Annotated in this window: 25 protein-coding genes and 1 other RNA gene; 19 read left to right on the forward strand and 7 right to left on the reverse strand. The window is 71.3% G+C overall.

The features are described from left to right. Positions 1–13 precede the first annotated feature (13 nt). From VM685_RS19105 to VM685_RS19115, 3 genes are all read left to right on the forward strand, one after another. Positions 14–787: a VOC family protein gene (locus VM685_RS19105; RefSeq protein WP_325461765.1), complete on the forward strand. Its 774-nt coding sequence runs from the start codon at positions 14–16 to the stop codon at positions 785–787. A 16-nt stretch (positions 788–803) separates the two neighbouring features. After that, positions 804–1,274: a Cys-tRNA(Pro) deacylase gene (gene ybaK / locus VM685_RS19110; RefSeq protein ID WP_325461766.1), complete on the forward strand. Its 471-nt coding sequence runs from the start codon at positions 804–806 to the stop codon at positions 1,272–1,274. Between the two features lie 147 nt (positions 1,275–1,421). After that, positions 1,422–2,039, forward strand: coding sequence for a hypothetical protein (locus tag VM685_RS19115; protein ID WP_325461767.1), 618 nt, complete (start codon positions 1,422–1,424; stop codon positions 2,037–2,039). Between the two features lies 1 nt (position 2,040). Here VM685_RS19115 and VM685_RS19120 read toward each other — a convergent pair whose 3' ends face one another. The 3 genes from VM685_RS19120 to VM685_RS19130 all read right to left on the reverse strand — a co-directional run bounded on the left by VM685_RS19120 (position 2,041) and on the right by VM685_RS19130 (position 3,840). Next, complete coding sequence (locus VM685_RS19120; RefSeq protein WP_325461768.1) at positions 2,041–2,373, reverse strand: DUF6665 family protein; 333 nt, start codon at positions 2,371–2,373, stop codon at positions 2,041–2,043. An 85-nt stretch (positions 2,374–2,458) separates the two neighbouring features. Further along, complete coding sequence (locus tag VM685_RS19125; RefSeq protein WP_325461769.1) at positions 2,459–2,773, reverse strand: DUF6665 family protein; 315 nt, start codon at positions 2,771–2,773, stop codon at positions 2,459–2,461. Positions 2,774–2,820: 47 nt separating this feature from the next. Further along, on the reverse strand, positions 2,821–3,840 hold the full coding sequence (locus VM685_RS19130) for a hypothetical protein (protein ID WP_325461770.1): 1,020 nt from the start codon (positions 3,838–3,840) through the stop codon (positions 2,821–2,823). 324 nt (positions 3,841–4,164) lie between these two features. On the opposite strand from VM685_RS19130, the gene ilvN reads away from it, so the two are divergent. After that, the gene (gene ilvN, locus VM685_RS19135; RefSeq protein WP_325461771.1) at positions 4,165–4,713 is read left to right on the forward strand and encodes an acetolactate synthase small subunit; all 549 of its coding nucleotides are present in this window, start codon (positions 4,165–4,167) and stop codon (positions 4,711–4,713) included. A gap of 48 nt (positions 4,714–4,761) precedes the next feature. Continuing rightward, positions 4,762–5,733: a hypothetical protein gene (locus VM685_RS19140; protein WP_325461772.1), complete on the forward strand. Its 972-nt coding sequence runs from the start codon at positions 4,762–4,764 to the stop codon at positions 5,731–5,733. Here VM685_RS19140 and VM685_RS19145 read toward each other — a convergent pair. After that, entirely contained in the window at positions 5,696–6,271 is a 576-nt protein-coding gene (locus VM685_RS19145) for an inner membrane-spanning protein YciB (protein WP_325461773.1), read from the reverse strand. The two genes, VM685_RS19140 and VM685_RS19145, sit on opposite strands and share 38 nt — an antisense overlap. A 143-nt stretch (positions 6,272–6,414) precedes the next feature. On the opposite strand from VM685_RS19145, the gene ssrA reads away from it, so the two are divergent. From ssrA to VM685_RS19205, 12 genes are all read left to right on the forward strand, one after another. Beyond that, positions 6,415–6,798: a transfer-messenger RNA gene (ssrA, locus tag VM685_RS19150) on the forward strand. A 119-nt stretch (positions 6,799–6,917) separates the two neighbouring features. Next, positions 6,918–7,418, forward strand: coding sequence for an SspB family protein (locus VM685_RS19155; RefSeq protein ID WP_325461774.1), 501 nt, complete (start codon positions 6,918–6,920; stop codon positions 7,416–7,418). Between the two features lie 8 nt (positions 7,419–7,426). Then, on the forward strand, positions 7,427–7,891 hold the full coding sequence (locus tag VM685_RS19160) for a PaaI family thioesterase (RefSeq protein WP_325461775.1): 465 nt from the start codon (positions 7,427–7,429) through the stop codon (positions 7,889–7,891). Beyond that, a complete protein-coding gene (locus VM685_RS19165; RefSeq protein WP_325461776.1) occupies positions 7,888–8,685 on the forward strand; it encodes a C13 family peptidase in 798 nt (265 codons plus the stop codon). Before VM685_RS19160 ends, VM685_RS19165 begins: the two co-directional genes overlap by 4 nt. A gap of 121 nt (positions 8,686–8,806) precedes the next feature. Then, positions 8,807–11,008 (forward strand): serine hydrolase domain-containing protein, encoded by a 2,202-nt coding sequence (locus VM685_RS19170; protein WP_325461777.1) that lies wholly within the window; start codon positions 8,807–8,809, stop codon positions 11,006–11,008. 225 nt (positions 11,009–11,233) lie between these two features. Continuing rightward, positions 11,234–12,874, forward strand: a complete 1,641-nt coding sequence (fliF, locus tag VM685_RS19175; protein ID WP_414693392.1) for a flagellar basal-body MS-ring/collar protein FliF — start codon at positions 11,234–11,236, stop codon at positions 12,872–12,874. Then, the gene (fliG, locus tag VM685_RS19180) at positions 12,874–13,896 is read left to right on the forward strand and encodes a flagellar motor switch protein FliG (RefSeq protein ID WP_325461779.1); all 1,023 of its coding nucleotides are present in this window, start codon (positions 12,874–12,876) and stop codon (positions 13,894–13,896) included. Before fliF ends, fliG begins: the two co-directional genes overlap by 1 nt. Continuing rightward, entirely contained in the window at positions 13,896–14,543 is a 648-nt protein-coding gene (locus VM685_RS19185) for a flagellar assembly protein FliH (protein ID WP_325461780.1), read from the forward strand. The genes fliG and VM685_RS19185 overlap by 1 nt, the downstream gene beginning before the upstream one ends. Positions 14,544–14,549: 6 nt before the next feature. Continuing rightward, a complete protein-coding gene (gene fliN / locus VM685_RS19190; protein ID WP_325461781.1) occupies positions 14,550–14,885 on the forward strand; it encodes a flagellar motor switch protein FliN in 336 nt (111 codons plus the stop codon). Positions 14,886–14,917: 32 nt separating this feature from the next. Further along, the gene (locus tag VM685_RS19195; protein ID WP_325461782.1) at positions 14,918–16,285 is read left to right on the forward strand and encodes a sigma-54 dependent transcriptional regulator; all 1,368 of its coding nucleotides are present in this window, start codon (positions 14,918–14,920) and stop codon (positions 16,283–16,285) included. Between the two features lie 6 nt (positions 16,286–16,291). Then, the gene (gene flhA / locus VM685_RS19200) at positions 16,292–18,388 is read left to right on the forward strand and encodes a flagellar biosynthesis protein FlhA (RefSeq protein ID WP_325461783.1); all 2,097 of its coding nucleotides are present in this window, start codon (positions 16,292–16,294) and stop codon (positions 18,386–18,388) included. A gap of 130 nt (positions 18,389–18,518) precedes the next feature. Continuing rightward, complete coding sequence (locus VM685_RS19205; protein ID WP_325461784.1) at positions 18,519–18,890, forward strand: DUF4282 domain-containing protein; 372 nt, start codon at positions 18,519–18,521, stop codon at positions 18,888–18,890. Positions 18,891–18,911: 21 nt separating this feature from the next. On the opposite strand, the gene VM685_RS19210 is transcribed toward VM685_RS19205, so the two are convergent. The 3 genes from VM685_RS19210 to VM685_RS19220 all read right to left on the reverse strand — a co-directional run bounded on the left by VM685_RS19210 (position 18,912) and on the right by VM685_RS19220 (position 21,776). Further along, on the reverse strand, positions 18,912–19,319 hold the full coding sequence (locus tag VM685_RS19210) for a flagellar FliJ family protein (RefSeq protein ID WP_325461785.1): 408 nt from the start codon (positions 19,317–19,319) through the stop codon (positions 18,912–18,914). Beyond that, positions 19,316–20,650 (reverse strand): flagellar protein export ATPase FliI, encoded by a 1,335-nt coding sequence (gene fliI / locus VM685_RS19215; RefSeq protein WP_325461786.1) that lies wholly within the window; start codon positions 20,648–20,650, stop codon positions 19,316–19,318. The genes VM685_RS19210 and fliI overlap by 4 nt, the downstream gene beginning before the upstream one ends. 100 nt (positions 20,651–20,750) lie before the next feature. Then, positions 20,751–21,776 carry an SDR family oxidoreductase gene (locus VM685_RS19220; protein WP_325461787.1) on the reverse strand — a complete coding sequence of 342 codons (1,026 nt, stop codon included), beginning with the start codon at positions 21,774–21,776 and terminating at the stop codon, positions 20,751–20,753. A gap of 296 nt (positions 21,777–22,072) precedes the next feature. Between VM685_RS19220 and ctrA the strand changes: the two genes are divergently transcribed. Then, positions 22,073–22,768 carry a response regulator transcription factor CtrA gene (gene ctrA, locus VM685_RS19225; protein ID WP_257816599.1) on the forward strand — a complete coding sequence of 232 codons (696 nt, stop codon included), beginning with the start codon at positions 22,073–22,075 and terminating at the stop codon, positions 22,766–22,768. Positions 22,769–22,882: 114 nt separating this feature from the next. Beyond that, the gene (locus VM685_RS19230; protein WP_325461788.1) at positions 22,883–25,267 is read left to right on the forward strand and encodes a M20/M25/M40 family metallo-hydrolase; all 2,385 of its coding nucleotides are present in this window, start codon (positions 22,883–22,885) and stop codon (positions 25,265–25,267) included. Positions 25,268–25,295: the final 28 nt, after the last annotated feature.

Consider the following 25,295-nt stretch of genomic DNA (forward strand, 5'->3'; position numbering starts at 1 on the left):
TAAGGAGGCGCCCATGTCCGACCACGGCCGTTTCATCTGGTATGAGCTGATGACCCCCGACGTGGCCGGGGCGAAGGCCTTCTACGGCCCGCTCCTGGGCTGGACGTTCGAGGAGATGGACGGCGGCGGCATGTCGTACACCATCGCCGGGCCGGGGCCGGGCGTCGCGGGCTTCATGGCGCTGTCGGACGAGCTGAAGTCGGCCGGCGTGCCGCCGAACTGGTCGTCCTATGTGGATGTCGACGACGTGGACGCCGCCGTCCAGAAGGTGAAGGCGCTGGGCGGTTCGGTCGAGATGGAGCCCATGGACATCCCGGGCGTCGGCCGCTTCGCGGTGATCGCCGATCCCGGCGGGGCCGCCATCGCGGTGATGACGCCCGCGCCGATGGACGAGACCCCGCCCATGCCCGCGCCGGGCAGTCCCGGCACGGCCGGCTGGCGCGAGTTCTACGCCGCCGACCTGGAGCGCGCCTTCGCCTTCTACTCGCAGATGTTCGGCTGGCGGAAGGACGACGACGTCGACATGGGCCCGATGGGCCCCTACCGGCTGTTCGCCAACCAGGACGGGCAGGTCGGCGGCATGATGACCATGCCGGCCGAATTCCCGGTCCCAGCCTGGCTCTACTATTTCGTGGTGGACGACATCAACGCGGGGGCGGACCGCGTGAAGGCCGGCGGCGGCCAGGTGCTGAACGGCCCCATGGAGGTGCCCGGCGGCGACTGGATCGTCCAGGCGACGGACCCACAGGGGGCGATGTTCGCCCTGATGGGCAAGAAGACCGCCTGATCGCCCACGGACGTCGATGTCGAAGACCACGCCCGCCACCCTGGCGCTGGACCGCGCCGGAGTGGCCTACACGCTGGCCACCTACGCCTACGATCCCGGCGCCGACCGCGTCGGGCTGCAGGCGGCCGAGGCCCTGGGCGTTCCGCCCGGCGAGGTGCTGAAGACCCTGATGGTGCGCGCCGACGGCAAACCCGCCTGCGTGATCCTGGCGTCCAACCGCGAGGTGGCCATGAAGAAGCTCGCCGCCGCCCTGGGGGCGAAGTCCGCCGAGATGATGAAGCCCGCCGACGCCGAACGGCTCACCGGCTACCGGGTCGGCGGGGTCAGCCCGTTCGGCCAGAAGAAGCCCGCGCCCACCGTGCTCGATGCGGCCGCGGCCGCCCTGCCGGAGGTGTTCGTGAACGGCGGGCAGCGCGGGCTGCAGGTGCGTCTCGCGCCGGGGGAGATCGTCCGGGCGACCGGCGCCATCGTGGCGCCTGTGACCTAGGTCACAGGCTGCGACACCGACGCACCTTACCCATTGGCCCCGGCGCTCCTGGGGAGGGGGGCCTGACAGTCACGTCAGTTCCTGGCTTCAACCCGTGCGCTCCGCGCGGTCCTCCACGCGCGTGCGCAGCATCCAATGGGGAAACGGATGACTACGGGCAGCTACTGCTACTTCCGCAACGGCTACGAATATCTCGAGCATCCGTTCGGCGACCAGGGCCGGATGGGCTATCGGCGCGACCGGGCCGAGCCCGAGGTCTGGACGCGCCCGGGCGCGGGCCTCTCGCGCCTCTGGTTCATGCAGGACTACGGCCAGATCGAGGGCGGCCATCCCGCCCGCCGGATGGTCAGCCTGGCGGCCGTGGACACCGCCGTGCCCGGCATGCCCGAGAACCCGGACAAGTACGCCTACTGGGCGCACGCGCCGCTGCTGCTCGGCGCCTTCCAGGACGGCGAGGTGCGCCTCACCGGCACCGGGCCCGACCTCATCGAGGAGGCCCATGTCTGCTGGATCGCCGAGACCCTGGTCCTGCCGCTTCCAAACGGTCAGGGGACGGGCCTTGCGATGCGCTTCGAGTCCTGGGCGTTCCGCGGCCGCCGGCTGGGCCATGAGCGGACGAGCCCGGTTCCGGCGAACGCCAGCCCGATCCGCGACGGTCGGCTGATGACCCATGCCGAGGACGCGCCGCAGGCCTCTCGCGATTCCCTCTGGTGGCTGGAGCCTGCCGAGGCGCCGCAGAGCACGGGCGACGTGCGCGCGGCCTAGTTCAGGCGTGCGGCGCCGGCCGGATCGCGCCCACCCGTCCCAGCACCTCCGGCGGGATGTGGTAGCGCGCGATCAGGTCGCGGTGGTCACAGACGTCGCAGGCTTCGTGCTGCACGATCAGCCGCCACGCCGCGTCCGCCGCTTCATCGAGCCTGCGACTTCGCTCCGGCCCGTCGGCTTCGGCCTCCAGGGCGGCCAGCGCCGCCTCGAGCCGCCGTTCGCAGCGGGCGAGCCCGCCGTCCAGCTCTTCCAGGAGTTCGAAACGAAGCACCGCCTCGCCGGTGTCCACGTGCTGTGGCTCACTCAGGCCCTGCGGCATGCGGAGTGGGGACATGGGTCAACCCCTCGTTCAGGACGCCCCGACGATACCACCGTTCTTCGGCCGCCGCGCAGGCCTCGCGGGGATTTGAGCGCGCAGCTCAGCGCGCCCCGATCCGGTTCAGCACCTCGCGCGGGATGGCGTACTGCTCGATGATCGCCTGCCGGTCCCGCAGCCCCATGACCTCCCGCTGCACCAGGAAGCCCCAGACAGCGTCGGCGGCCGCCTTCAGCGCCTCGGCCCGCCCCTCCCCGCCGGGATGGTCGCGCAGGGCGGCCAGCGCGACCTCCACCTTCCGGCCCGAGCGTCCGAGCGCATGCGCCTGCTCCTCCAGGAGCTCATAGCGCAGCACGGCCTCACCGGTGTCGACGCCGAGGCGCCGGACGAGGCTCTGGGGCATGCGAAGCGAGGACATCGGCCCCATGTTGGCGGCCGATGTCCCCGTGGCAAGCGCGGCCGCGGTCATTCGCCGAAGGCTTCGGCCATGACCTCCTCGGCGGGACGCAGGGCATAGGTCCGGCCCACGTCCACGCTGAGCGCCCGGTCGAGCTCCCACCCGCTGCGGCCCACGTGCACGCCCATGAGGGCGAGCTCGCCGGCGATGGCGTCGCGCACCGGCTCGGGCACGGCGGCGTTGTCGGCCAGCCGCGCCTCCTCCAGCCGCGAGCCGAAGATGTGGTCGCGGGTCACCTCGACCACGCCCGCCGGCGGGCCCTCCCACAGGTAGTAGGCGGACCAGCCGGTGACCGCGTGCGGCACGCGGTCGGCTAGGCAGTTGCGGAACCGCCGGGCGACCGCGCGGATCTCCGCCTTGCTGCCGAGCGGCTTCAGCCGCGCGGTGCCCGGGTGCGGCGGGGCCAGGGGCTCGGGCGCGAGGTCGTCGCGGACCGCCTCGAACATCGCCCGGGCCGATCCGCTCCGCGCCCAGCGGGCCGCCGCCGCCGCCGCCGCCGCCTCGCCGGAGCGGAGCCGCAGGGCGGCATAGGCCTCACGCAGGGCGCCGACACCGTCCTCGGTCAGCTCCAGCGCCAGGTGCGCCGCCTCGCCCATCGGCTCCGGCAGCGCCGCGAGGCGGCGCACGACGTCGGCCTCGATGACCGCGGCGTGGCGCAGGGCCTTGGCGGCCCTCGGCGCGCCGAGCACCCGCAGCAGGATGCGGTAGTCCTCGGCGGCCCAGGCCACCTCGCCCATCCGGCCAAGCGCCCGCTCGAGACCGGGCGGCGGCTCGCCCACGGCGGCGGGAATCGCGCGCCGCAGCCGATCGGTCAGCAGACGCTCGTGCAGCGCCGGGTCCCGCACGCCGAGCGCCAGCGCCAGGCAGACGAGGTGGCGCCGCGCGGCGGGCGCGGTCACGAAGGCGGCGTGCGGCGCGGGCCACAGCCGGTCCACGGCCGGCGCGAAGTCGCCCGCCACCAGGGTCAGGAGGGACGTCGGCCCCACCTTCACGAGGGCGGGGGCGACGCCGTGGGTCCGTTTGAACATCGAAGGCTCCCGTCGGGAGGCGCGGACGCGCCTCTCTGGGGAGCGGCCGCGGGATCAGATCGAGTGGGCGGTGCGCGCGGCGGCCGTTGGGACGAGGCGCGCAAAGGCGGTTCCGCGGAAGCGGCCCCAACCTGTATCTGCGTTGCGCATCGTCATTCGGCGAACTCTCGTATTTGGAGCCGGCCGTTTCCCATGATCCGCCGGAGCCGCGCAAGGCCAAGCCTGTAGCCCGCTAACCATGCGCCGCCGGATGTGGCGCGGAAGCAACGCTCCGGTTGCGGCGGGGCGGCTCCTGTGACACCTCCTGCGGCAAGAGGAACGACCATGACCGACGCCCAGCCCGCTTCCGTGTACGACCTGGCCCACGACGAGGAGCCGGAGAGCCTGGCCACCTTCGCGGTGCTGGTGGACAACGAGCCGGGCGTGCTGCACCGGCTGGTCGGGCTGTTCGCGGCGCGCGGCTACAACATCGAGAGCCTGACCGTCGCCGAGACCGACCGGAAGGCGCACACCAGCCGCGTCACCATCGTCACCCGCGGCACCCGCCAGGTGCTGGGCCAGATCGAGGCCCAGCTGGAGAAGATGGTCTCCACCCGCCACGTCCAGGACATCACCCGCGACCCGCACGGCCTGGAGCGGGAGCTCGCCCTGGTGAAGGTGCGCGGCACGGGCCCCGACCGGGTCGAGGCGCTGCGCGTGGCCGACATCTTCCGCGCCCGGGTGATCGACACCACCCACGAGAGCTTCGTCTTCGAGGTGACCGGCGCGCCCTCCAAGATCGACAGCTTCATCGACCTCATGCGGCCGCTCGGTCTCGTGGAAGTCTCGCGCACCGGCGTCCTGTCGATCCAGCGCGGCGTCGAGGTCTTCTAGGGAACCCTCTCCCGGCGGTAGGATGTTTGGCGGGCGGGGGCCGGCTTCTTGAAGGAGACCGCCTGCGTGCGCGCCGCCTGCCTCGCCATCGCCCTCGTCACCGCCGCGACGCCCCCCCTGCCGGCCCAGGCGCAGCTGTTCGGCTTGCGCCGAACGCCGCAGGGCCAGGTCCCCGTCGCGCCCGCGCCCGAGAACCTGCCGCCGCACGAGGCGGCCATCTGGCCCTTCCCGCCACCCGACCCGAAGACCTGGTGGGAGGACAAGTGGCCGAAGCCGTCCGAGGCCGCTGATCCGCTGGGCGGCCGCCGGCTGGGCCGCGGCGAGCGGACCGTGGCCATCGACAACGGGGTGGACCCGCCCACCTACCGGCTCTGGGGCCTGATGCCCCTGCAGTGGCAGGTGCTGCGCGGCCAGGAGATGATCCTGGAATTGTGGATCCGCCCGTCGCAGAGCGTGCGCCAGAGCGTGGTGCGGGTGACCGTGCGGCGCGACGGCGACGCCTTCGTCCAGGCCCGTGCGGGCCTCGCCTGCTGCGAAGCCGGGATCGCCCGGCGGATCGGCTTCGATCGCGAACTGCCGGCCGGTTCGGCCGAACGGTTCCTGGCGCTCCGCCAGCATCCGATGTGGACCGCGCCGCGCGAGGTGCGGGTGCAGGAGGGCGGCGGCGCCTCCGAGGCGGTCTGCGTGGAGGGCACCTCCTACGACCTGACCCTGGTGGTCCCCGGCCGGTCGGTGGCGCTGCGCCGGGCCTGCGACAGCGCCGAGATCGGACAGGTGGCCGACGCGATCGAACCGGTGCTGGGCGCCGCCCTGGGCCACGAGCCCCGCTTCGACGTGATCTTCCCGGGCGGAGCGGATTACGCCTCGGCGCGACGGATGTACGAGAGCCTGCTGCGCGACGGCGGGACACTGAAGCCCGATCCTCTCGCCCGCCCGCAGGCGCCCGCCTTCGAGCCGCCGCCGGAGACCGCCGAGCCCCCGGCTACGCCGCCTGCGCCTGCGGCTGCCCCGCGGCCATGATCTTGCGGCGGACCACCGCGCGCACCGTCGCGTACTGGATCGCGAACAGGGCGAGCTTGGACGTCATGGGGAAGGTGGCCTTGTAGAGCGGCCAGTGCTCCGGGGCCCAGACGGCGACCACCAGGTTCGCGCCGGCGCTGAAGACCATCAGCCCCGCCCAGACAAAGCCGAACACCACCATCGTCCGCTCGCCATGGCCGGCGGCGATCGGCGGCATGTAGCGCAGCATCCAGCCCGGCTTCAGCATCACCGCGGCGACGATCAGGTAGATGATCGACGGCTTGGCCATCAGGAAGCGCGGGTCGTGGAAGAACAGGCTCGCGGTCCCGAACACAAGGACGAGGCCGAGGCTCGCCCACTGGAGAGGGGCGATCGGCTTCTTCAGCGCCTTCCACAGGACCACATGGGCGACGCCGAAGCCGATGGCCCAGAGGGTCGCCGTCATGGCGTCGGCGCCCAGCGCCAGGAGCGCGGCGAAGAACAGGCTGGACGCCAGGTCGTTGAACAGCGGACGGGCGGCGTAGGCGAGGTTGCGCATCGGGGAAAACTCCAGGGAAATCCGATGCGTGCGAGTGTGGCGGCGAGGCGGCCCGGCCGTGAGTCCGCCGACGAAGCCGGCGCGGCCGTTCACGCAAACGGCGCCGCCGTCCACGCTTCGCCAACGGCGAAAAGGGACGATGCGGTCTTCAAATCCTAACCCTCGGTCCCTATATTCCTCTGCGTCGGGTTCGCCCGACTATGGAGATAAACGCGCACGCAATAAGCGGACTGGACCCGGGTGCGATTCCCGGCGGCTCCACCAAAATCCTTCCGGGTTATCGCCGGGGAGCCAAGTTCTTGGCTTTGGAAGTACGGGGCCGATCAGCATCGACAGACGTGTAAAGGTGTTGCTTTCTCTCGGCCTGACCCACCGCTTCGGGTCTTTAAACTAAATGCGAACGATAACTTCGCTGAGGAAGTCCGCCTCGCCGCGTAATGCGGTGCGGTAGAAATCCGACCTAAGTCCTGGGGGTTCAGATCCTCAGGCGGGGCCGGGAGGGAGCCTGGCAACAGAATCCCTCCACCTCATTCCGGAAGGCGGCTCCCCGAGGGGGCCGCCTTCTTTGCATCCGGGCCCTTGCGCCGCCTTGCGCGTTCTGGCTCACACGCTACCTTTCGCAATTGCGTAAAGTTTCGGAGCCCCCATGGCCCAGGACCCGCCGTCCCAGGACCTGATGCACTACGAGGCGCTGGCTCAGGACGCCCTGCGTGGCGTCGTGAAGGCCGCGCTGAAGCGGGCGGCCGCGCCCGAGGGGCTGCCCGGGGCGCACCACTTCTACATCACCTTCAAGACCGACGCGGCGGGCGTCTCGGGCCCCGCGGACCTCCTGGGCAAGTACCCGGACGAGATGACCATCGTCCTGCAGCACCAGTACTGGGACCTGGCCCCCGGCGAGACCTTCTTCTCGGTGACCCTGCAGTTCGGCGGCCAGCCCAAGCGGCTCTCCATCCCGTACGCCGCGGTGACCCGGTTCTACGACCCGTCCGTGCAGTTCCTGCTGCAGTTCGAGCCGCCGGCCGCGGCGGCGACGGACGCCAAGGTCGCGCCGCTGCCCGCCCCGGCCGAGGCCGCCGCCCCCGCGCCGGCCGCCGAGGGCGACGGCGAGGCGAAGATCGTGTCCCTGGACCAGTTCCGGAAGAAGTGAGCCCGCGGATGAGCGACGCCCCCACCGCGGACACCCTGACCGACGGCGACATCCTCCAGCGCTTCCTGCGCACGAAGAACCAGCCCACCGGCTCCCAGACGCTGGGCTTCCGGATGGTGGCGGTGAGCCAGGCCGAGCGCAGCGTGGAGGTGGAGTTCGACGCCCGCGCCGAACTCCTGCTCAACCCCATGAAGCAGATCCAGGGCGGCTATCTCTGCGCCATGCTGGACGAGTGCATGAGCGTCGCCTGCATGGTGGCGTCCGGGATGACGGCCGTCGCGCCGACCCTGGAGATGAAGACCAGCTTCTTCCGGCCCGGCATGCCCGGGAAGATCAAGGGGATCGGCAAGGTGGTGAAGTGGGGCCGGCAGGTCGCCTTCACCGAGGGGGAGCTCTACGACCCGGACGGCCGGCTGCTCGCCAAGGCCACGGGAACGGCGATCCCCACGCCGTTCGCCAACTACAAGAAATGACCCGTGGGCTGTCCCGGCTGGTTGTGCTCCTCGCGGGCCTCTGGCTCGGGACGGCGCCCGCCGCCCAGGCCGGCTCCTTCTCCGACTGGGCGGCCATCGTGGTGGCCGGGGACTGGCGGGCCCACAACGGCGGCCCCACCGAGACTTTCGACAACGCCCGCCGCGACGTCGCCCAGGCCCTGGAGCGCGTCGGTTTCCAGCGCGACAATCTTCGCCAGTTCTCCGTGCGGCCCGAGCGCTACCGCGACAGCCGCCCGGCGAAGTCCGACCTGGAGGCGATCTACGCCTCGATGAGCGACCTCACCGCCCGCACGAGCGGCGGATGCCTGCTCTATGTCACCTCGCATGGCGACCCGAGCGGGGTCCTGGTGGACGAGCGCGTCCTGCCGCCCCGCGTGCTGGGGACCATGGTCGACCGCACCTGCGGCGAGCGCCCGACCGTGGTGGTGATCTCCGCCTGCTTCTCCGGCGTCTTCGTGCCGGCGCTCGCCGCCCCGAACCGGATGGTCCTCACCGCCGCGCGGCGGGACCGCAGCTCGTTCGGCTGCGGCGAGGCCGACAAGTACCCCTATTTCGACGACTGCTTCCTGCAGTCGGCGCCCCGGGCCCGGGACTTCGCGGGGCTCGGGCGGGCCGTCCAGGCCTGCGTCGCCGATCGCGAGCAGAAGGAGGGCATGAAGCCGCCGTCCGAGCCGCAGCTCTGGGTCGGCCCCGCGCTTAGGCCGCTCCTGCCGCTCTACGCCTTTGCGCCGACGCCGGCGGCCCCGGCCCGGACGCTCAGCACCGGCCCCTGAGGCGGCCCCCCGCCATCGCACGCCCAGCCAAACTGACGCGACCGCGGCGGCTTTGAAGGACTCACTTTGCGCCCTACACCTGGGCAAGGTTCCATAAAATCAAAGTCGAGACGGGGTTTCCTTGAAGCGGTCCATCGTCAAAGCCGCCGTCGCCGCGCTGGCCCTGCTCGTCGCCGCGCCGGCCGCCGTCGCCCAGGATCCGGCGCCCGCCGCGCCCGCGCCGGCCGTCGACCTGCCCGACGCGCCCGTCCCCTACACCAAGATCCGACCGCAGCGCCGGCCGCAGCCGAAGGCGGCGAGCCGCCCGGCGCCAGCCGCCACGGCCCCCGCCGCAGGCGCCGCGTCCGCCGCAACGACCGCCGCCCCGGGGCCGGCCGTCGCCGGCGCCGTTCCCACCCTGGCCCGCCAGCCGACGACGGTGACGGGCGCACGCCTCTCTGCCGGCCAGGCCCTGCCGCCCGCCGAACTGGAAGCCTTCGTCGACGGCATGGTGAAGGACGCCATGGGCCGCGAGCACATCGCCGGCGTCACCGTCTCGGTGGTGCAGAACGGCCAGGTGGTGCTGAAGAAGGGCTACGGCTTCGCCGACCTCGACCCCCGCAGGCCCGTGGACCCCGACCGGACCCTGTTCCGCCTGGGCTCGATCTCCAAGACCTTCACCTGGATCGCCCTGATGAAGGAAGTCGAGGCGGGCCGCATCCGCCTGACCGCGCCCATCAACCTCTACCTGCCCGAGAAGGTGCGGGTCCGCGACCAGGGCTATCAGCGCGACGTCCAGGTGCAGAACCTGATGGACCACTCCCCGGGCTTTGAGGACCGCGCGCTGGGCCACCTGTTCGAGGGCGATCCCGACCGCGTCCGGCCGCTCGAGCTCTACCTGCGCCAGGAGCGGCCCCGGCGCGTCGCCGCGCCCGGCGTGGTCTCGACCTATTCCAACTACGGCGTGGGCCTCGCCGGCCAGGCGGTCACCTACGTCAGCGGCAAGCCCTTCGAGCAGCAGGTGGAAGACGAGATCTTCACCCCGCTGGGCATGGGCCGGACCACCTTCCGCGAGCCGCGCGAGGCCAAGCGCGGCCTGCCCGGGCCGATGCCCGCGGCGCTGGCCGCCGACGTTTCCGACGCCTACCGCTGGACGCCAGCGGGCTTCGAGCGCCGCGGCTTCGAGTACGTGGGCCAGATCGCCCCGGCCGGCGCGGCCTCGTCCACGGCGGCCGACATGGCCCGTTACATGATCGCCCTGCTGAACGGCGGCCAGCTGAACGGCGTGGCGATCTACAGCCCGCGCACCGCGCAGGCCTTCCGCAGGCCGCTTCGGCCGACGCCCACCGGCATCAACGGCTGGGCCCACGGCTTCATGATCTACGAGCTGCCGGGCGGCTACCGCGGCTTCGGGCATGGCGGCGACACCATCTTCTTCCATTCCAACATGGTGACGGTCCCGGCGCTGAACCTCGGGATCTTCATCTCCACCAACACCGAGACCGGCGCCCAGCTCGCCGCCCGCTTCCCCGACCGGCTGGTGCGCGAGTTCTACGCCGCGCCCCATACGTTCCCGCGCCCCGGCTCGCCGGAGCTCGTGCGGCAGGCGGGCATGTTCACCGGCCACTATCTCACCAGCCGGCGAGCCTATTCGGGCCTCGAGGGCTTCGTCACCTCGCTGATCGGCGGCGGCGAGGTCTCGGTCACCGATGCCGGCCGGCTGGTCACCGGCTCGGGCGAGGGCGTACGCACCTGGGTCCCCGACGGGCCGCTCTCGCAGGGCCGCTTCGTGGCGACGGACGGCGACCAGCGGATCGCCTTCGTCATGCGCGACGGCAAGGCCACGGGCTACCTGCCGACCTTCGGCGGCGCGCGGATGGAGCGCGCGCCGTTCTGGCGCCGGCCGCCGGTTCTGGCGGTGCTGGCCGCCCTGACCGCCTTCGCGGCCATCGCCACCCTGGGGGGCATCTTCCTGCGCAACCGTCGGGAGTTCCGCGAGAACGCCATCCAGGCCCGCGCGGCCCTGGTGCAGAACATCCAGGCCGGCCTGTGGCTGATCTCGATGGCCCTGCTGGCGGTGTGGGCCACCAAGACCGGCGACGTTTCGCAGATCATCTATCGCTGGCCCGGCGCGCTGCTGATCACCGCCTCGGCCTGCGCCCTGGTGGCTGCGGCCCTGACGCTGACCACCATCATCGCCCTGCCGGCGATCTGGCGCGGCGGCCGGCGCGTGGATTCCTGGACCCACCTGCGCAAGGCCTTCTTCACGGTCACGGTCCTGGTCTACGCGGCCTTCTCGGTGGTGCTGGGACTGTGGGGGGCGCTCAGCCCCTGGAGCGGCTGAGGCCGTTAACCCCTGCTTGGCAGAACGCCCGTCGCCGACCCCGGCGGCGGGCGTTTTCTTTTGTGGCTCAAGATGTTGCGCGGAATGTCGCAGGCGCCGCTGATCCGCCCCCGGAAGGACCTTCTTAAAGCCCCGTTTACCAAGACCCCGGTAATTCTTGCCTAGCGGCGGGCGGGGCTGATTTGCCTGCCGCTCTGGGTTTTTGGGGTTGGGGGACGGACGCGCTTGAACCAGTTCATGGCGGCGCTTCAGCGATTCGGGATCGGCCGGCTGGCCGCTATCCTGGGCATCGGCGCCGGCGTGGCCGCCGTGCTCGTCGCCGTGACCATGAACCTGGGCGAGCCCAAGGCCCTGCTCTATTCCAACCTCGACCTCAAGGAAGCCGGTTCGATCACCGCCGCCCTCGAACAGGCGGGCGTGAAGTACGAGGTGAAGGGCGATGGCTCCACCATCCTGGTCCCGCGCGACGAGGTGGCCTCCACCCGCCTGATGCTGTCGTCCAAGGGCCTGCCGACCGCGGGGTCCGTCGGGTACGAGATCTTCGACGAGGCCAATGCGCTCGGCCAGACCGACTTCGTCCAGCAGCTGAACCGCCAGCGGGCCCTGGAGGGCGAGCTGGCCCGCACCATCCGCAGCCTCGACGGCGTCACCTCCGCCCGCGTCCACCTGGTGCTGCCCAAGCGCCAGCTGTTCGACGAGGAGGGCGAGCAGCCTTCGGCCTCGGTGAACATCGGCGTCGGCGGCCGCGAGCCCACGGCCGAACAGGTCCGTGCGATCCAGAACCTGGTGTCGGGCGCCGTCCCGAACCTGAAGCCCGACCGCGTCACCGTCGTCGACCAGCACGCCAAGACCCTCTCGGGCGGCGAGACCGGCATGGCCGCCGAGGCCGATGGCCGCAAGACCGAGGTCGAGCAGCGCATCGCCAAGCAGGTGAAGGCGCTCGTCGAAGGCGTGGTCGGCGCCGGCAAGGCGCGGGTCAACGTCACCGCCGACCTGGAGCTCGCCCGCGTCACCGTCCAGCAGGAGACCTACGATCCCGACGGCCAGGTGATCCGCTCCGAGTCCACCACCGACGAGAACGCCCGCGAGAACGAGCCGGAGACCACCGGAGAGGTCTCCGCCGCCGCCAACATCCCGGGCGGCGGGGGCGCCGACACCGGCCGCAACTCCTCGGCCTCGGGCCGGCAGGAATCGACCACCAACTACGAGATCTCCAAGACCGTCCGCACGGAGGTTCAGGAGCCCGGCCAGGTGAAGCGGCTCTCCGTCGCCGTGGCCGTGGACGGCGTCACCGCCCCCGGCCAGAACGGCCGGCCCGGCGGCTACACGCCGCGCAGCGCCGAGGAGATGCAGCGCATCGAGCAGCTGGTCCGCACCGCCGTGGGCTTCAGCCAGGACCGCGGCGACCAGGTGAGCGTGATCAACGTCCGGTTCCCCTCCGACGCCGATCCCAACGGCGTGGAGGCGGCCAACCCGCTGATGGGCTTCGACAAGAACGACATCATGCGGGCCGCCGAGTTGGGCGTGCTGGCGATCGTGGCGCTCCTGATGATGTTCTTCATCGTCCGGCCGCTGCTGCGCGGCGCCATGGGCGGCGGCGCGGGCGGCGGCATGCCGGCGCTGGCCGGCCCCCAGGTCACCCGCGTGGTGACCACCGCCGACGGTCAGCAGATGCAGATCTCCGCGGACGGCACGGCGAACCTCGCCCTGCCGGGGCCCATGGGCGACCTCGAGCAGAAGATCGACATCGCGCGCATCGAGGGCCAGGTGAAGGCGTCCTCGATCAAGCGCGTCTCGGAGTTCGTCGAGAAGCACCCCGAGGAGTCGGTCTCGATCCTCCGTAGCTGGCTGCACGAGACCGCCTGATGGCCAAGGGCAAGACCATCGACGTGGCCGCGCGCCTCACCGGACCGGAGAAGGCCGCCGTCATCCTGCTGGCCCTGGGCGAGGAGCACGCCCAGGTCTGGAAGCAGCTCGACGAGGACGAGATCAAGGAGATCTCGCAGGCGATGGCGAGCCTCGGCACCGTCTCGTCCCAGGCCGTCGAGGATCTCCTGCTGGAGTTCGTCTCCGGCGTCGCCGGCACGGGCGCCTTGATGGGCTCCTTCGAGCAGACCCAGAAGCTGCTCGCCTCGATCATGCCGAGCGAGAAGGTCGACCAGCTCATGGAGGAGATCCGCGGCCCCGCGGGTCGGACCATGTGGGACAAGCTCGGCAACGTGAACGAGGCCGTGCTCGCCAACTACCTGAAGAACGAATACCCCCAGACCGTCGCGGTGGTGCTCTCCAAGATCAAGTCGGAGCACGCCGCGCGCGTGCTGGCCGCCCTGCCCGAGGACTTCGCGCTGGAATGCGTCAACCGCATGCTGCGCATGGAGCCGGTGCAGCGCGAAATCCTCGACAAGATCGAGCAGACGCTGCGCACCGAGTTCATGTCGAACCTGGCCCGCACCTCGAAGCGCGACAGCCACGAGATGATGGCCGACATCTTCAACGCCTTCGACCGCCAGACCGAGGCCCGGTTCATCACCGCCCTGGAAGAGCGCAACCGCGAAGCCGCCGAGCGCATCCGCGCCCTGATGTTCGTGTTCGAGGACCTCTCCAAGCTGGATCCGGGCGGGGTCCAGACCCTGCTGCGCGCGGTCGACAAGGACCAGCTGGGCCTGGCCATGAAGGGCGCCTCCGACACCCTGCGCGAGATGTTCTTCTCCAACATGTCCGAGCGCGCGGCGAAGATCATGCGCGAGGACATGGAGACCATGGGGCCGGTCCGCCTGCGCGACGTCGACCAGGCCCAGATGGCCATGGTTCAGGTCGCCAAGGACCTCGCCGCCAAGGGCGAGATCATGCTCGCCGGCAACGGCGGCGATGACGAGCTGGTGTACTGATGACCGGCTCCCTCCCCAAGTTCGGCTTCGACACCGAGTTCGACGACGGCGGCGCCGTGGCCTACCAGGCGCCGCGGCCGAAGACCGCCTTCACGCCAGAGGAGGTCGAGCAGATCCGCCAGCAGGCCTATGCGGAGGGCGAGAAGGCCGGCCTGCAGAGCGTCAACGCCGCCCAGGCGCGCGCCATGGCCGAGGTCGCCGCGGCTTGCCGCCAGGCCCTGCCGAAGCTGGCCGAGGTGGCCCACCTGCACCGGGTGGGCTCGGCCAACCTGGCGCTGGCCTGCGCCCGGGCCATCGCCGACGCGGCGCTCTCGCGCTTCCCCGAGGCGCCTCTGCAGGCGGCCATCGAAAGCCTGGCGCGGGAGGTCGAAACCGCGCCGCGCCTGGTGATCGCCGTGCGCCCGGAGATGGCGGCCCACGTCCAGGAGAAGCTGGGCAACACCGCCGCGGCCGTGGGCTTCCCCGGGGCCGTGCAGGTGCGCACCGAGCCGACGCTGTCGCCCTACGCCTTCACCCTCGACTTCGGCGACGGCTCGGCCGCCTTCGATCCCGAGGCCGCCGCCCTGCGCGTGACCGAGGCCCTGGAGGCGGCGCTGGCCGCCGAGGGCCTGCATGCGGAACCCCTGATCCCCGGAAGCGAAGGCTAGACGGCCATGTCCGAGAATGACCTGAAGCTCGACGAATTCGCCCCCGGCGAAGGCCCCCTGCCCGACAACGTCGTCGGCGAGGACAAGACCGCCACCGACCTGGCGCCCGTCTTCGACGTGCCGGTGAACATCTCGGCCGTGCTCGGCCGCGCGAGCCTTTCGGTGTCCCAGCTGCTGGAGCTGGCGCAGGGCAGCGTGCTGGAGCTCGACCGCAAGGTCGGCGAGGCCATCGACATCTATGTGAACAACCGCCTGGTGGCGCGCGGCGAGGTCGTCATCGTCGACGAGCGCCTGGGCGTGACCATGACCGAAATCATCAAGGACGGCGACGCGGCGGCCTGAAGGCCGGCGTGATTGACTGAAGGAGACAACCCATGCGGCTTCTGGTCGTCGGAAGACTGAACGGACAGCTCTCAACCGCCGTGAAGATGGCGATGAGCGCTGGGGCCAAGGTGAGCCATGTGGAGAGCATCACCCAGGCCACCCACGCTCTGCGCGCGGGCCAGGGCGCCGACCTGCTCATGGTCGACTACGAGCTCGACATCGCGGCGCTGATCGCGGCCAACGAGGCCGAGCGGATCCGCGTGCCGGTGGTCGCCTGCGGCATCGGGGCCGACGCCATCGGCGCCGCCGCGGCGATCAAGGCGGGAGCCAAGGAGTTCATCCCGCTTCCCCCGGACGCCGAGCTGATCGCCGCCGTCCTGGCCGCCGTCTCCGACGACAACCGCCCGATGGTGGTCACCGACCCCTCGATGCATGCGGTCATCGCCCTGGCCGACCAGGTGGCCCCCTCCGACGCTTCGATCCTGATCACCGGGGAAAGCGGCGTCGGTAAGGAGGTCATCGCCCGCTACGTGCACCAGAAGTCGCGCCGGGCGTCCAAGCCGTTCATCTCGGTCAACTGCGCCGCCATCCCGGAGAACCTGCTGGAGAGCGAGCTGTTCGGCCACGAGAAGGGCGCCTTCACCGGCGCCGTGGCTCGCCGGATCGGCAAGTTCGAGGAGGCTAACGGCGGCACCCTGCTGCTGGACGAAATCTCCGAGATGGACGCCCGCCTGCAGGCCAAGCTGCTGCGCGCCATCCAGGAGCGGGAGATCGACCGGGTCGGCGGCGCCAAGCCGGTGAAGGTGGACATCCGCATCCTGGCGACCTCCAACCGCGATCTCGCCCAGGCGGTGAAGGACGGCACGTTCCGCGAGGACCTGCTCTACCGCCTGAACGTCGTGAACCTGCGCATCCCGTCCCTGCGCGAGCGTCCGGCGGACGTCACCGCGCTCGCCGAGCACTTCATCCGCAAGTACGCCGCCGCCAACGGCGTGCCGGAGCGGCCGCTGTCGGCCGAGGCCCGCCGTCGTCTCGCGCTGCACCGCTGGCCCGGCAACGTGCGCGAGCTCGAGAACGCCATGCACCGCGCGGTGCTGCTCTCCAACGGCCCGGAGATCGAGGAAGGCGCCATCCGCCTGCCCGACGGCCAGCCGCTGGCGGCCGCCGATCCCGCGACCCGCACGGCCCAGGCCGCCTCCTTCGCCGCCGAGAGCGCCAGCCGCGCCTTCGTCGGCCAGACGGTGGCCGCCATGGAGCAGCAGCTGATCCTCGACACCCTGGAGCACTGCCTGGGCAACCGCACCCATGCGGCCAACATCCTGGGCATCTCCATCCGGACGCTGCGCAACAAGCTGAAGGAATACACCGAGGCCGGCGTGTCCGTGCCCGCCCCGCAGATGGGCGCGAGCGCGGCCTAACCCCAGATGTCGGACACGGGGATCACAGGCCAGGCGGGATCGCCGATCAACGCCCGCGAGGTGTGGAGCTGGGTCGCGCGCGGCGAAGTCGCGCTGGCGATCGGCATCGCCGCGGTCATCGTCATCCTGATCCTGCCGGTTCCGGCCTTCCTGCTGGACCTGTTCCTGGCCATCTCGATCACCAGCTCCGTGCTGATCCTGATGACCTCGCTGCTGATCAAGCGGCCGCTGGAATTCACCGCCTTCCCGACCGTCCTGCTGGTGGCGACGCTCTACCGGCTGGGCCTCAACATCGCCTCCACCCGCCTGATCCTCGGCCACGGCCACGAGGGCGTGCACGGGGCGGGCAAGATCATCGAAGCCTTCGGCAACCTGATGATGGGCGGCAGCTTCATCATCGGCCTCGTGGTGTTCGCCATCCTGGTGCTGGTGAACTTCGTGGTGATCACCAAGGGTTCGGGACGGATCGCGGAGGTCGCGGCCCGCTTCACCCTCGACGCCATGCCCGGCAAGCAGATGGCCATCGACGCCGACCTCTCGGCGGGCCTGATCGACGACACCGAGGCCAAGAAGCGCCGCAAGGAGCTGGAGCAAGAAAGCACCTTCTTCGGGGCCATGGACGGCGCCTCGAAGTTCGTGAAGGGCGACGCCGTCGCCGGCCTGGTCATCGTCGCCATCAATGTGATCGGCGGCATCCTGATCGGCGTGATCCAGCACAAGGTGCCGATCGGCCAGGCGTTCTCCACCTACACCATCATGACCATCGGCGACGGCCTGGTCAGCCAGATCCCGGCCCTGATCATCTCGATCGCCGCGGGCTTCCTGGTGTCGAAGTCCGGCGTCGAGGGCTCGGCCGACAAGGCGCTGGTCGCCCAGCTGGCCATGAACCCGATCAGCCTGGGCATGGTGGCGGCGTCGTCGGGCGTCATCGCCCTGATCCCGGGCATGCCGCTGATCCCGTTCGCCCTGATCTCCATCGCCACCGGCCTCCTCGCCTGGCGACGTTCGATCCGCGGACAGCCGCCGCAAGCCGTGGAGATCGCCCCCGTCGAGCAGGTGGAGGAGGTCGAGGAGCCGATCGGCCAGACGCTCGCCATCGACGAGATCAAGATCGAGCTGGGCTACGGCCTGCTGGGCCTGATCAACGACCTCGAGGGCCGCCGGCTCACCGACCAGATCAAGGCGCTGCGCCGCACCCTGGCCGCCGACTTCGGCTTCGTCATGCCGAGCGTCCGCATCCTCGACAACATGCGCCTGCCCTCCCAGGGCTACTGCATCCGCATCAAGGAGATGGAGGCCGGCTCCGGCGAGGTGCGGCTGGGACAGCTGATGGCCATGGACCCGCGCGGCGGCCAGGTGGAGCTGCCCGGCGAGCACATGCGCGAGCCGGCGTTCGGCCTGCCCGCCACCTGGATCGACGAGAACCTCCGCGAGGAGGCCACCTTCCGCGGCTACACCATCGTCGATCCCGCGACCGTGCTGACCACGCACCTGACCGAGATCCTCAAGGAGAACATGCCGGACCTGCTCTCCTACGCCGAGGTCCAGAAGCTCCTGAAGGAACTCCCGGCCGAGCAGAAGAAGCTGGCCGACGACCTGATCCCGTCGGTGGTCACCGCCACCACGGTGCAGCGCGTGCTGCAGGCCCTGCTGCGCGAGCGCATCTCGATCCGCGACCTGCCGGCGATCCTGGAGGGCATCGGCGAGGCTGCGCCGCACACCGCCTCGGTCACCAATCTGGTGGAGCAGGTCCGCACGCGCCTCGCCCGCCAGATCTGCTTCGCCAACCGGGGGGACGACGGGGCCCTGCCCATCGTCACCCTGTCGCCGGAGTGGGAGTACGCCTTCGCCGACGCCCTGGTCGGCCAGGGCGAGGAGAAGCAGCTCGCCCTGCCGCCCTCCCGCCTGCAGGAGTTCATCCGCGCGGTCCGCGACACCTTCGAGCGCGCAGCCCTGTCGGGCGAGACGCCGGTCCTGCTCACCAGCCCGACCATCCGGCCCTATGTCCGCTCGATCATCGAGCGTTTCCGCGGCCAGACCCCGGTGATGAGCCAGAACGAGATCCACCCCCGCGCCCGCCTGAAGACGGTCGGCACGATCTAGCCGGCGGAGCCCCTCGCCGGACCAAGCGTCGCGCCTCGCCCGACGTCTGGCCCGTTGCGACCGGGCCCGGCGGCTGGTAGCGGTTCACCCCTGCGGAGCGTTCGAAGCTCCGGCGAGTCTTGGAAATCGGATGCGGCGAACTCTCAAAAGACCTCAGGGCGCCGGCGCGGCGGTCCTGTGGGACCTGCTCACCTTCGATAAGCTGATGACCAACTCGGTCATCCATCTGATCTACTGGGCCGGCCTGGGCGTGATCGCGCTGGGGGCGTTCGGCTCCATCGGGGCTGCGGTGGGCGTCGCGATCCGCGAATCCAGCATCTTCGGGGTCCTGCTGGCGATCCCGGTGCTGGTCGGCGGCCTGCTGGTGATCGGAGCGCTGGCGCTCCTGTGGCGCTCGTTCTGCGAGTTCTACGTGGCGATCTTCAAGATCAGCGAGGACCTCAGCGTCCTGCGCCAGGACGTGGAAGCCGAGCGCGCCCGCCAGTCGCAGCCGCGGGTCTGATCGGAGGGACCGGAGCCCCCCTCAGCGCCCGCCGCCGGCCTTCCTGAGGCCCAGTTCGTCCATCGCCGCGGCCTCGACCTTGGCCTGGACCTTCAGCTCCATCAGCCGAGCCTGTTCGGCGATCTGCTCGTACTTCTTCTGCTCTTCGAAGGCCTGGGCCAGGGCGTCGCGCGCGCCGGCCTCCTCGGCCATGATGATCTCGATCTCGCACTGGATCTGCTGCTTGCGGCCCTTCAGCGCGTCCAGGAAGCGCAGCAGGTCGCCGCTGGTGGACGGGTCGGCCTGGGCCGCCTCCGCCTCGCCCTGGGCGAACAGCATGGCCAGCCGCATCTCGGCCTGGCGGCGGCGGTCGCCGATCTCCGCCAGCCGCTTCTGGAGCACCTCCACCTCGTAGGTGGAGAGCTTGATCAGGGACTTCGCCCAGCTCATGCGGCCTCATTCAGGATCTGGGAGAGCTGGGCGAAGGAGGCCTCGAGGCCGGTCGCATCGTCGGGGCTCTGCGAAAGGAAGGCCTCGAGGGCCGGGTTGAGCTGGATCGCCCGGTCGACGTCGGGATCGGCGCCGGCGCGGTAGGCGCCGATGCGGATCAGCTCCTCCATGTTCGAATAGGCGGCCAGAGACCGGCGCGCGGCGGTGACGATCTCCCGCTCGTGCGGCAGGTGGCAGCCCGGCATGGTCCGGCTGATCGACTTCAGCACATTGATCGCCGGGAAGCGGCCGCGCTCGGCGATCGCCCGCTCCATGACGATGTGGCCGTCGAGGATGCCTCGCACCGCGTCGGCGATGGGCTCGTTGTGGTCGTCGCCGTCCACCAGCACCGTGAACAGGCCGGTGATCGGCCCCGCCTGGGTGCCGTCGGGCCGGATCGGGCCGGGACCGGCGCGCTCGAGCAGCTTCGGCAGCTCGGTGAAGACGGTGGGCGTATAGCCCTTGGTGGTCGGCGGCTCGCCGGCCGCCAGGCCGATCTCGCGCTGGGCCATGGCGAACCGGGTGACCGAGTCCATCAGGCACAGGACTTCCATGTCCTGGTCGCGGAAGAACTCGGCGATGGCGAGCGTCATGTAGGCGGCCTGGCGACGCTTCAGGGCCGGCTCGTCGGAGGTGGCGACCACGACGACGGCCCGGCGCAGCCCCTCCTCGCCCAAGGTCTCCTCGATGAACTCGCGCACCTCGCGGCCCCGCTCGCCGATCAGGCCCACCACGACGGCGTCGCAGTCGGCGTTCTTGGCCAGCATCGAGAGCAGCACCGACTTGCCGACGCCCGAGCCGGCGAAGACGCCCAGGCGCTGGCCGCGGCAGCAGGTGGTGAAGACGTTCATCGAGCGCACGCCGAGGTCCAGCCGCTCGCCCACCCGGGCGCGGGCGTGGGCGGCTGGCGGCGGCGCCTTCAGGGGGTAGGAGGCAAGCCCATGAGGCAGCGGGCCCAGGCCGTCGATCGGCTCCCCGAAGGCGTCGATGATGCGGCCCAGCCAGGCCTTGGTCGGCCGCACCGCCGATCCCTGCGGCTCGATGCGGATCTCGGCGCCGGGGGCCACGCCCTCCACAGGACCGAAGGGCATGAGCAGGGCGCGCGTCTCGCGGAAGCCCACCACCTCGGCCGACAGCGGGACCTCGCCGTGGCGGGTGATCTCGGCGCGCGCGCCCACGGCCAGGCGCGACAGCCCTCCGCGGGCCTCGATCAGGAGGCCGTTCACCGCCGCGACGCGGCCCGAAACACTGAGGGGATCCAGCCGCTCGACCGCGGCCACAAGGCTCTGCACGTAACGCCCCCGAACTGAGGGGGCAGAATCCGTGCTTCGCCCTTAAGAGGTGATGAAGATCGGTGCGGCGCTTCGGCGCGTCACCCCCTTTGGGGGTGGCTCAGCGGGCCGCCCGCGCCGCCGCGCCGGGACGGGCCGCCAGCCAAAGGGCCCCGGCCGCAGCCGCGGCGAGACCCACGCCCAGGGTCAGGCCGGGATGCTTCTGGGTCTCGGTGTAGACGCTGAAGTTCCGCGCCCGGTAGGCCCGCGTGCGCACCTCGCCGTCCCCGTGCGGCCCGTCCAGACTGTCCTGCGCCGGCGGCGGCGCGTTCCGCCGGGAGAGCGGCGGCACGACGCGGGCGTAGATCCGGTCGGCCAGCCCCGGGGCGGCGGCGGCCGCCAGCACCTGCGGCCGCCCGCCGGCGCCCACGATGATCTGCCGGATCGGATGGGCGGCGGCGTGCAGGATCGCGTCGGCCACCACCTCCGGGGCATAGACCGGCGGCGGCACGCGCGCGGCGCGACCCATGAAGTTGCGGGCATGGTCGGGGAACGGCGTGCCGATGCTGGAGGGCTTGATCAGGGTCACCGACACCGGCGCGCGGGCCCGGGAAAGCTCCATCCTGAGGGAATCCGTGAAGCCCTTCACCGCGTGCTTGGAGGCCCCGTAGGCGCCGGTCAGCGGACTGCCGATGTCGGAGAGCACCGAACCCAGGTTGATGATCGCGCCCGACCCGCCGCGGGCCTGGAAGTGGCGGGCCGCCTCCACCGAGCCGTTGACCACGCCGAAGTAGTTGGTCCGGAACATCCGCTCATGGTCGCCGGGCGGGATCTCGGTGAGCTCGCCATAGATGCCGACGCCCGCATTGTTCACCCAGGTGTCGAAGGCGCCGAAGCGGGCGATCGCCGCGCGCGCCACCCGCGCCACGTCGTCCGGGACGCCCACGTCGCCGGGCGCGGCGTGCGCCCGGCCGCCCTCCGCGTTGATCTCGTCGCAGATCTTCCGCAGCGTCGCTTCGTCGCGGGCGTTAAGGACCACGGCCGCCCCCGCCCGCGCCGCCTGGCGGGCCAGCGCCAGGCCGATGCCCGAGCTCGCGCCGGTGATGACCATGACCTGGTCGGAGATCGGCTTGAGCCTGGCGCGCATGGCGGAACCTGTCGGTTTGCTGGAGTAGGACCGCTGCGCTGAACGGCCCCGCCCGGCCGTCGTTCCGCCCCCTCCGCTTCGCGGAACTGTCCAATCACAAAAGATTCAACGGGGCTGCGGCGGACCGTCCGCGCAGTCCCGCTTGTCCCGGAATCTCAAATCAGATTAACCATTCCGGGCAGAGAGCCATCATCCATTAACCAGTCTTAAATTAACTCGCTGGCAGGTTTAACGGCGAGCTTCGGGGCGGATTCCGAGAATCCGAGGGCTGGGCGGGGACGCAGTAGGAGAGCAGAATGCGCGTACTGTTGATCGAGGACGACAGCGCCACGGCACAAAGCATCGAATTGATGCTGAAGTCGGAAGGGTTCAACGTCTATACGACGGACCTGGGCGAAGAAGGCGTCGATCTCGGCAAGATCTACGATTACGACCTGATCCTGCTCGACCTGAACCTGCCGGACATGAGCGGCATGGATGTCCTGCGCACGCTGCGCGTCGGCAAGATCAACACCCCGATCATGATCCTTTCCGGCACCGCCGAGATCGACACCAAGGTGAAGACCTTCTCGGGCGGCGCCGACGACTACATGACCAAGCCGTTCCACAAGGACGAGCTGGTCGCCCGCATCCACGCGGTGGTCCGCCGTTCCAAGGGCCACGCGCAGTCGGTCATCAAGACCGGCGACATCACCGTCAACCTGGACGCCAAGACCGTCGAAGTGAACGGCATCCGCGTCCACCTGACGGGCAAGGAATACCAGATGCTGGAGCTTCTCTCCCTGCGCAAGGGCACGACCCTGACCAAGGAGATGTTCCTCAACCACCTCTACGGCGGCATGGACGAGCCGGAGCTGAAGATCATCGACGTCTTCATCTGCAAGCTGCGCAAGAAGCTGGCGGCCGCCGCCGACGGCAAGCACCACATCGAGACCGTCTGGGGCCGCGGCTACGTGCTGCGCGACCCACAGGAGGCCCAGGTCGCAGCGTAAACCGCGACCTGATCATCGAGGAGAGTGGGACGCCCGCCGGTTCGCCGGCGGGCGTTTTCATTTGGCCGCCCCGCGGCTAGCCTCGCCACAAACGCCCGTCGGGGAGGACGGCCCATGGGACGAGTTCTGGCGCTGCTGGCGGCGCTGGTCGCAGCCACGCTGATCGCCTGGTTCGACGCCCGGCCGCCGGCGCCGGAGCCGGCCACGGCGCCGGCCGCCGTCTTCTCGGCCGAGCGCGCCATGGCCGACGTGGCGCAGATCGCCCGCGAGCCTCACCCCATGGGCACGCCCGCCAACCACCGGGTGCGCGACCATCTCCTGGCCCGCATGACCACGCTCGGCCTCTCGCCGCAGGTCAGGCGCGGGGATGCGGTCACCCACCGCCAGCGGGGCGGCGACACCTTCGTCTCGGGCGGCGCGGTGGAGAACCTGGTCGGCGTCCTGCCCGGCCGCGACCGCACCCTGCCCGCCGTGGCGCTGATGGCCCACTACGACAGCGTCCCGGGCTCTCCCGGCGCCGCCGACGACGCCGCCGGCGTGGCCGCCGCCCTGGAGATCGTCCGCGCCATCAAGGCGCAGGGCGAGCCCGTGCGCGACGTCATGGTTCTGATCACCGACGGCGAGGAGAGCGGCCTGCTGGGCGCCAACGCCTTCTTCAAGCGCGACCCGCTGGCGCGGCGCGTCGGCCTCGTCGTGAACATGGAGGCGCGCGGCATCTCCGGCCGGGTGCAGATGTTCCAGACCAGCGCCGGCAACGGCGAGCTGATCGACCTCCTGCGCCGCCACGCCGAGCGGCCCTCGTCCTCGTCGCTCTCGGTGTTCGTCTACGAGAACATGCCCAACGACACCGACATGACGGAGTCGAACGAGGCAGGCTTCCCCGGCATGAACTTCGCCTTCATCGGCCGCCAGTTCGACTACCACGCCGCCACCGCCACACCCGCCAACATGGACCGCGGCACGCTGCAGGACCTGGGCGCCCAGGTACTGGCGGTGACGCGGGCCGCCGCCTTCGCCCCCACCCTGCCCGGCAAGGCGCCGGACGCGGTCTACAGCCAGGTGTTCGGCGACCTGGTCCTCGCCTACCCCGCCTGGGGCGGCTGGATCGTGCTGGCCGTGGCGGGCGGGCTGATGCTGCTGGGCGTGGTCCGCGCGCGCCGGATCGAGGCCTTCCCCTGGCCGGACGTGGCGCGGGGCGCCGGCGCGACGATCTCCGCCGTCCTCGGCTCGGCCGCCATCCTGCACTTCGCCCGCCGGGCCACCGGCGCGGACTTCGGCTACTTCGAGCAGCGCTTCCTGCTGGCCCAGGTGAGCCGCTGGGAGGCGGCCGTGTTCCTCCTGGCGATGGGCTTCCTCCTCTGGTCGGCCTGCGAGCTGGCGCGGGGCCGCCGCAACATCGCCCTCGTGCCCCTGGCCGCCGGCCTGGCCAGCTCGGCCTTCGGCGGCCTGGACCCGCTGGGCGCGGGCCTGGGCGTCGGCGCCGCGGTGGTCGCCGTCCTGACCTACGGCCGGCCCGCCGGCCGTCCCGGCGCCTGGACCGGCGTCCTGGCCCTCACCTTCCTCGTGGCCGTGGCCGCCCAGGTCGCCGCCCCCGCCACCGGCTACATGTTCGCCTGGCCGCTGGCGCTGGCCGGCGTCGGCGGGGCCGCCACGGCCATGGCCGCGCGCCGCGGGCTGCCGGCCTACGCCCTCCTCGCCCTGCTGGCCGCCATCGGCCTCGGCTGGATTGCCGGCACAGCGCACGTCCTGTTCCTCGGTCTCGACATGCCCGAGCTGCTGGCCGCCGCCGTCTGGCTGGCCGCCATCCTGATCTGGCCGCTGGCCCAGCCCGAGGAAGGCGCGCCGCCCGCGCGCCTCGTGGGCCCGCTGCTGGTGGCCGCCGGCCTCGTGGCCCTGGTCGCCGTGCGGCTGAACGACCCCTGGGACGCCCGCCATCCGCGGGCCACCCTCGTCGTCTACCACCTGGACCAGGACACCGGCCGCGCCTGGCGGGTCAGCACGCTAGAGCGCACGCCCTGGGTCGAGCGGGTGCTCACCGCCGACGGCGGCCGCATCGCGCCCTCCGGGCACTGGGCGATCGGCCGCCCGCACATCGCCGCCGCCGCCCGGCCGCTGCCCGCGCCGACGGCGCAGGCGAGCCTGGCCCGCCAGTCGGACGGCTCGGTGCTGCTGACGGTCGTCCCGCCGGCCGGCGCCCGCGAGATCGGCCTGCGCCTGCGGGCCGACACCGCCGTGACCCTGGAGCAGGTGGCGAGCCTGCCGGTGAAGCTCATCCTCACCCCCGGTCGCTGGACCCGGGTGAACTGGGAAGCCGCGCCCGAGGGGCTCACCCTGCGCCTGCGGCCCGCCGGGCCCGGGACGCTCGACGTCCGCTACATCGCCACGATCGACGGCTGGCCGGCCGGCGCGGCCCCCCTGCCGCCCAGGCCCGCCGCGGACATGCCGTTCGACGCCTCGGACTCCGTCCGGGTCAGCGGCACGCGCCGCTTCTCTTGGTGAACGGCCGCGAACCGGCTAATGGATCCGG

Source organism: Phenylobacterium sp. (assembly GCF_035539035.1).
In the GTDB taxonomy this organism is placed as follows: Bacteria; Pseudomonadota; Alphaproteobacteria; order Caulobacterales; family Caulobacteraceae; genus Phenylobacterium.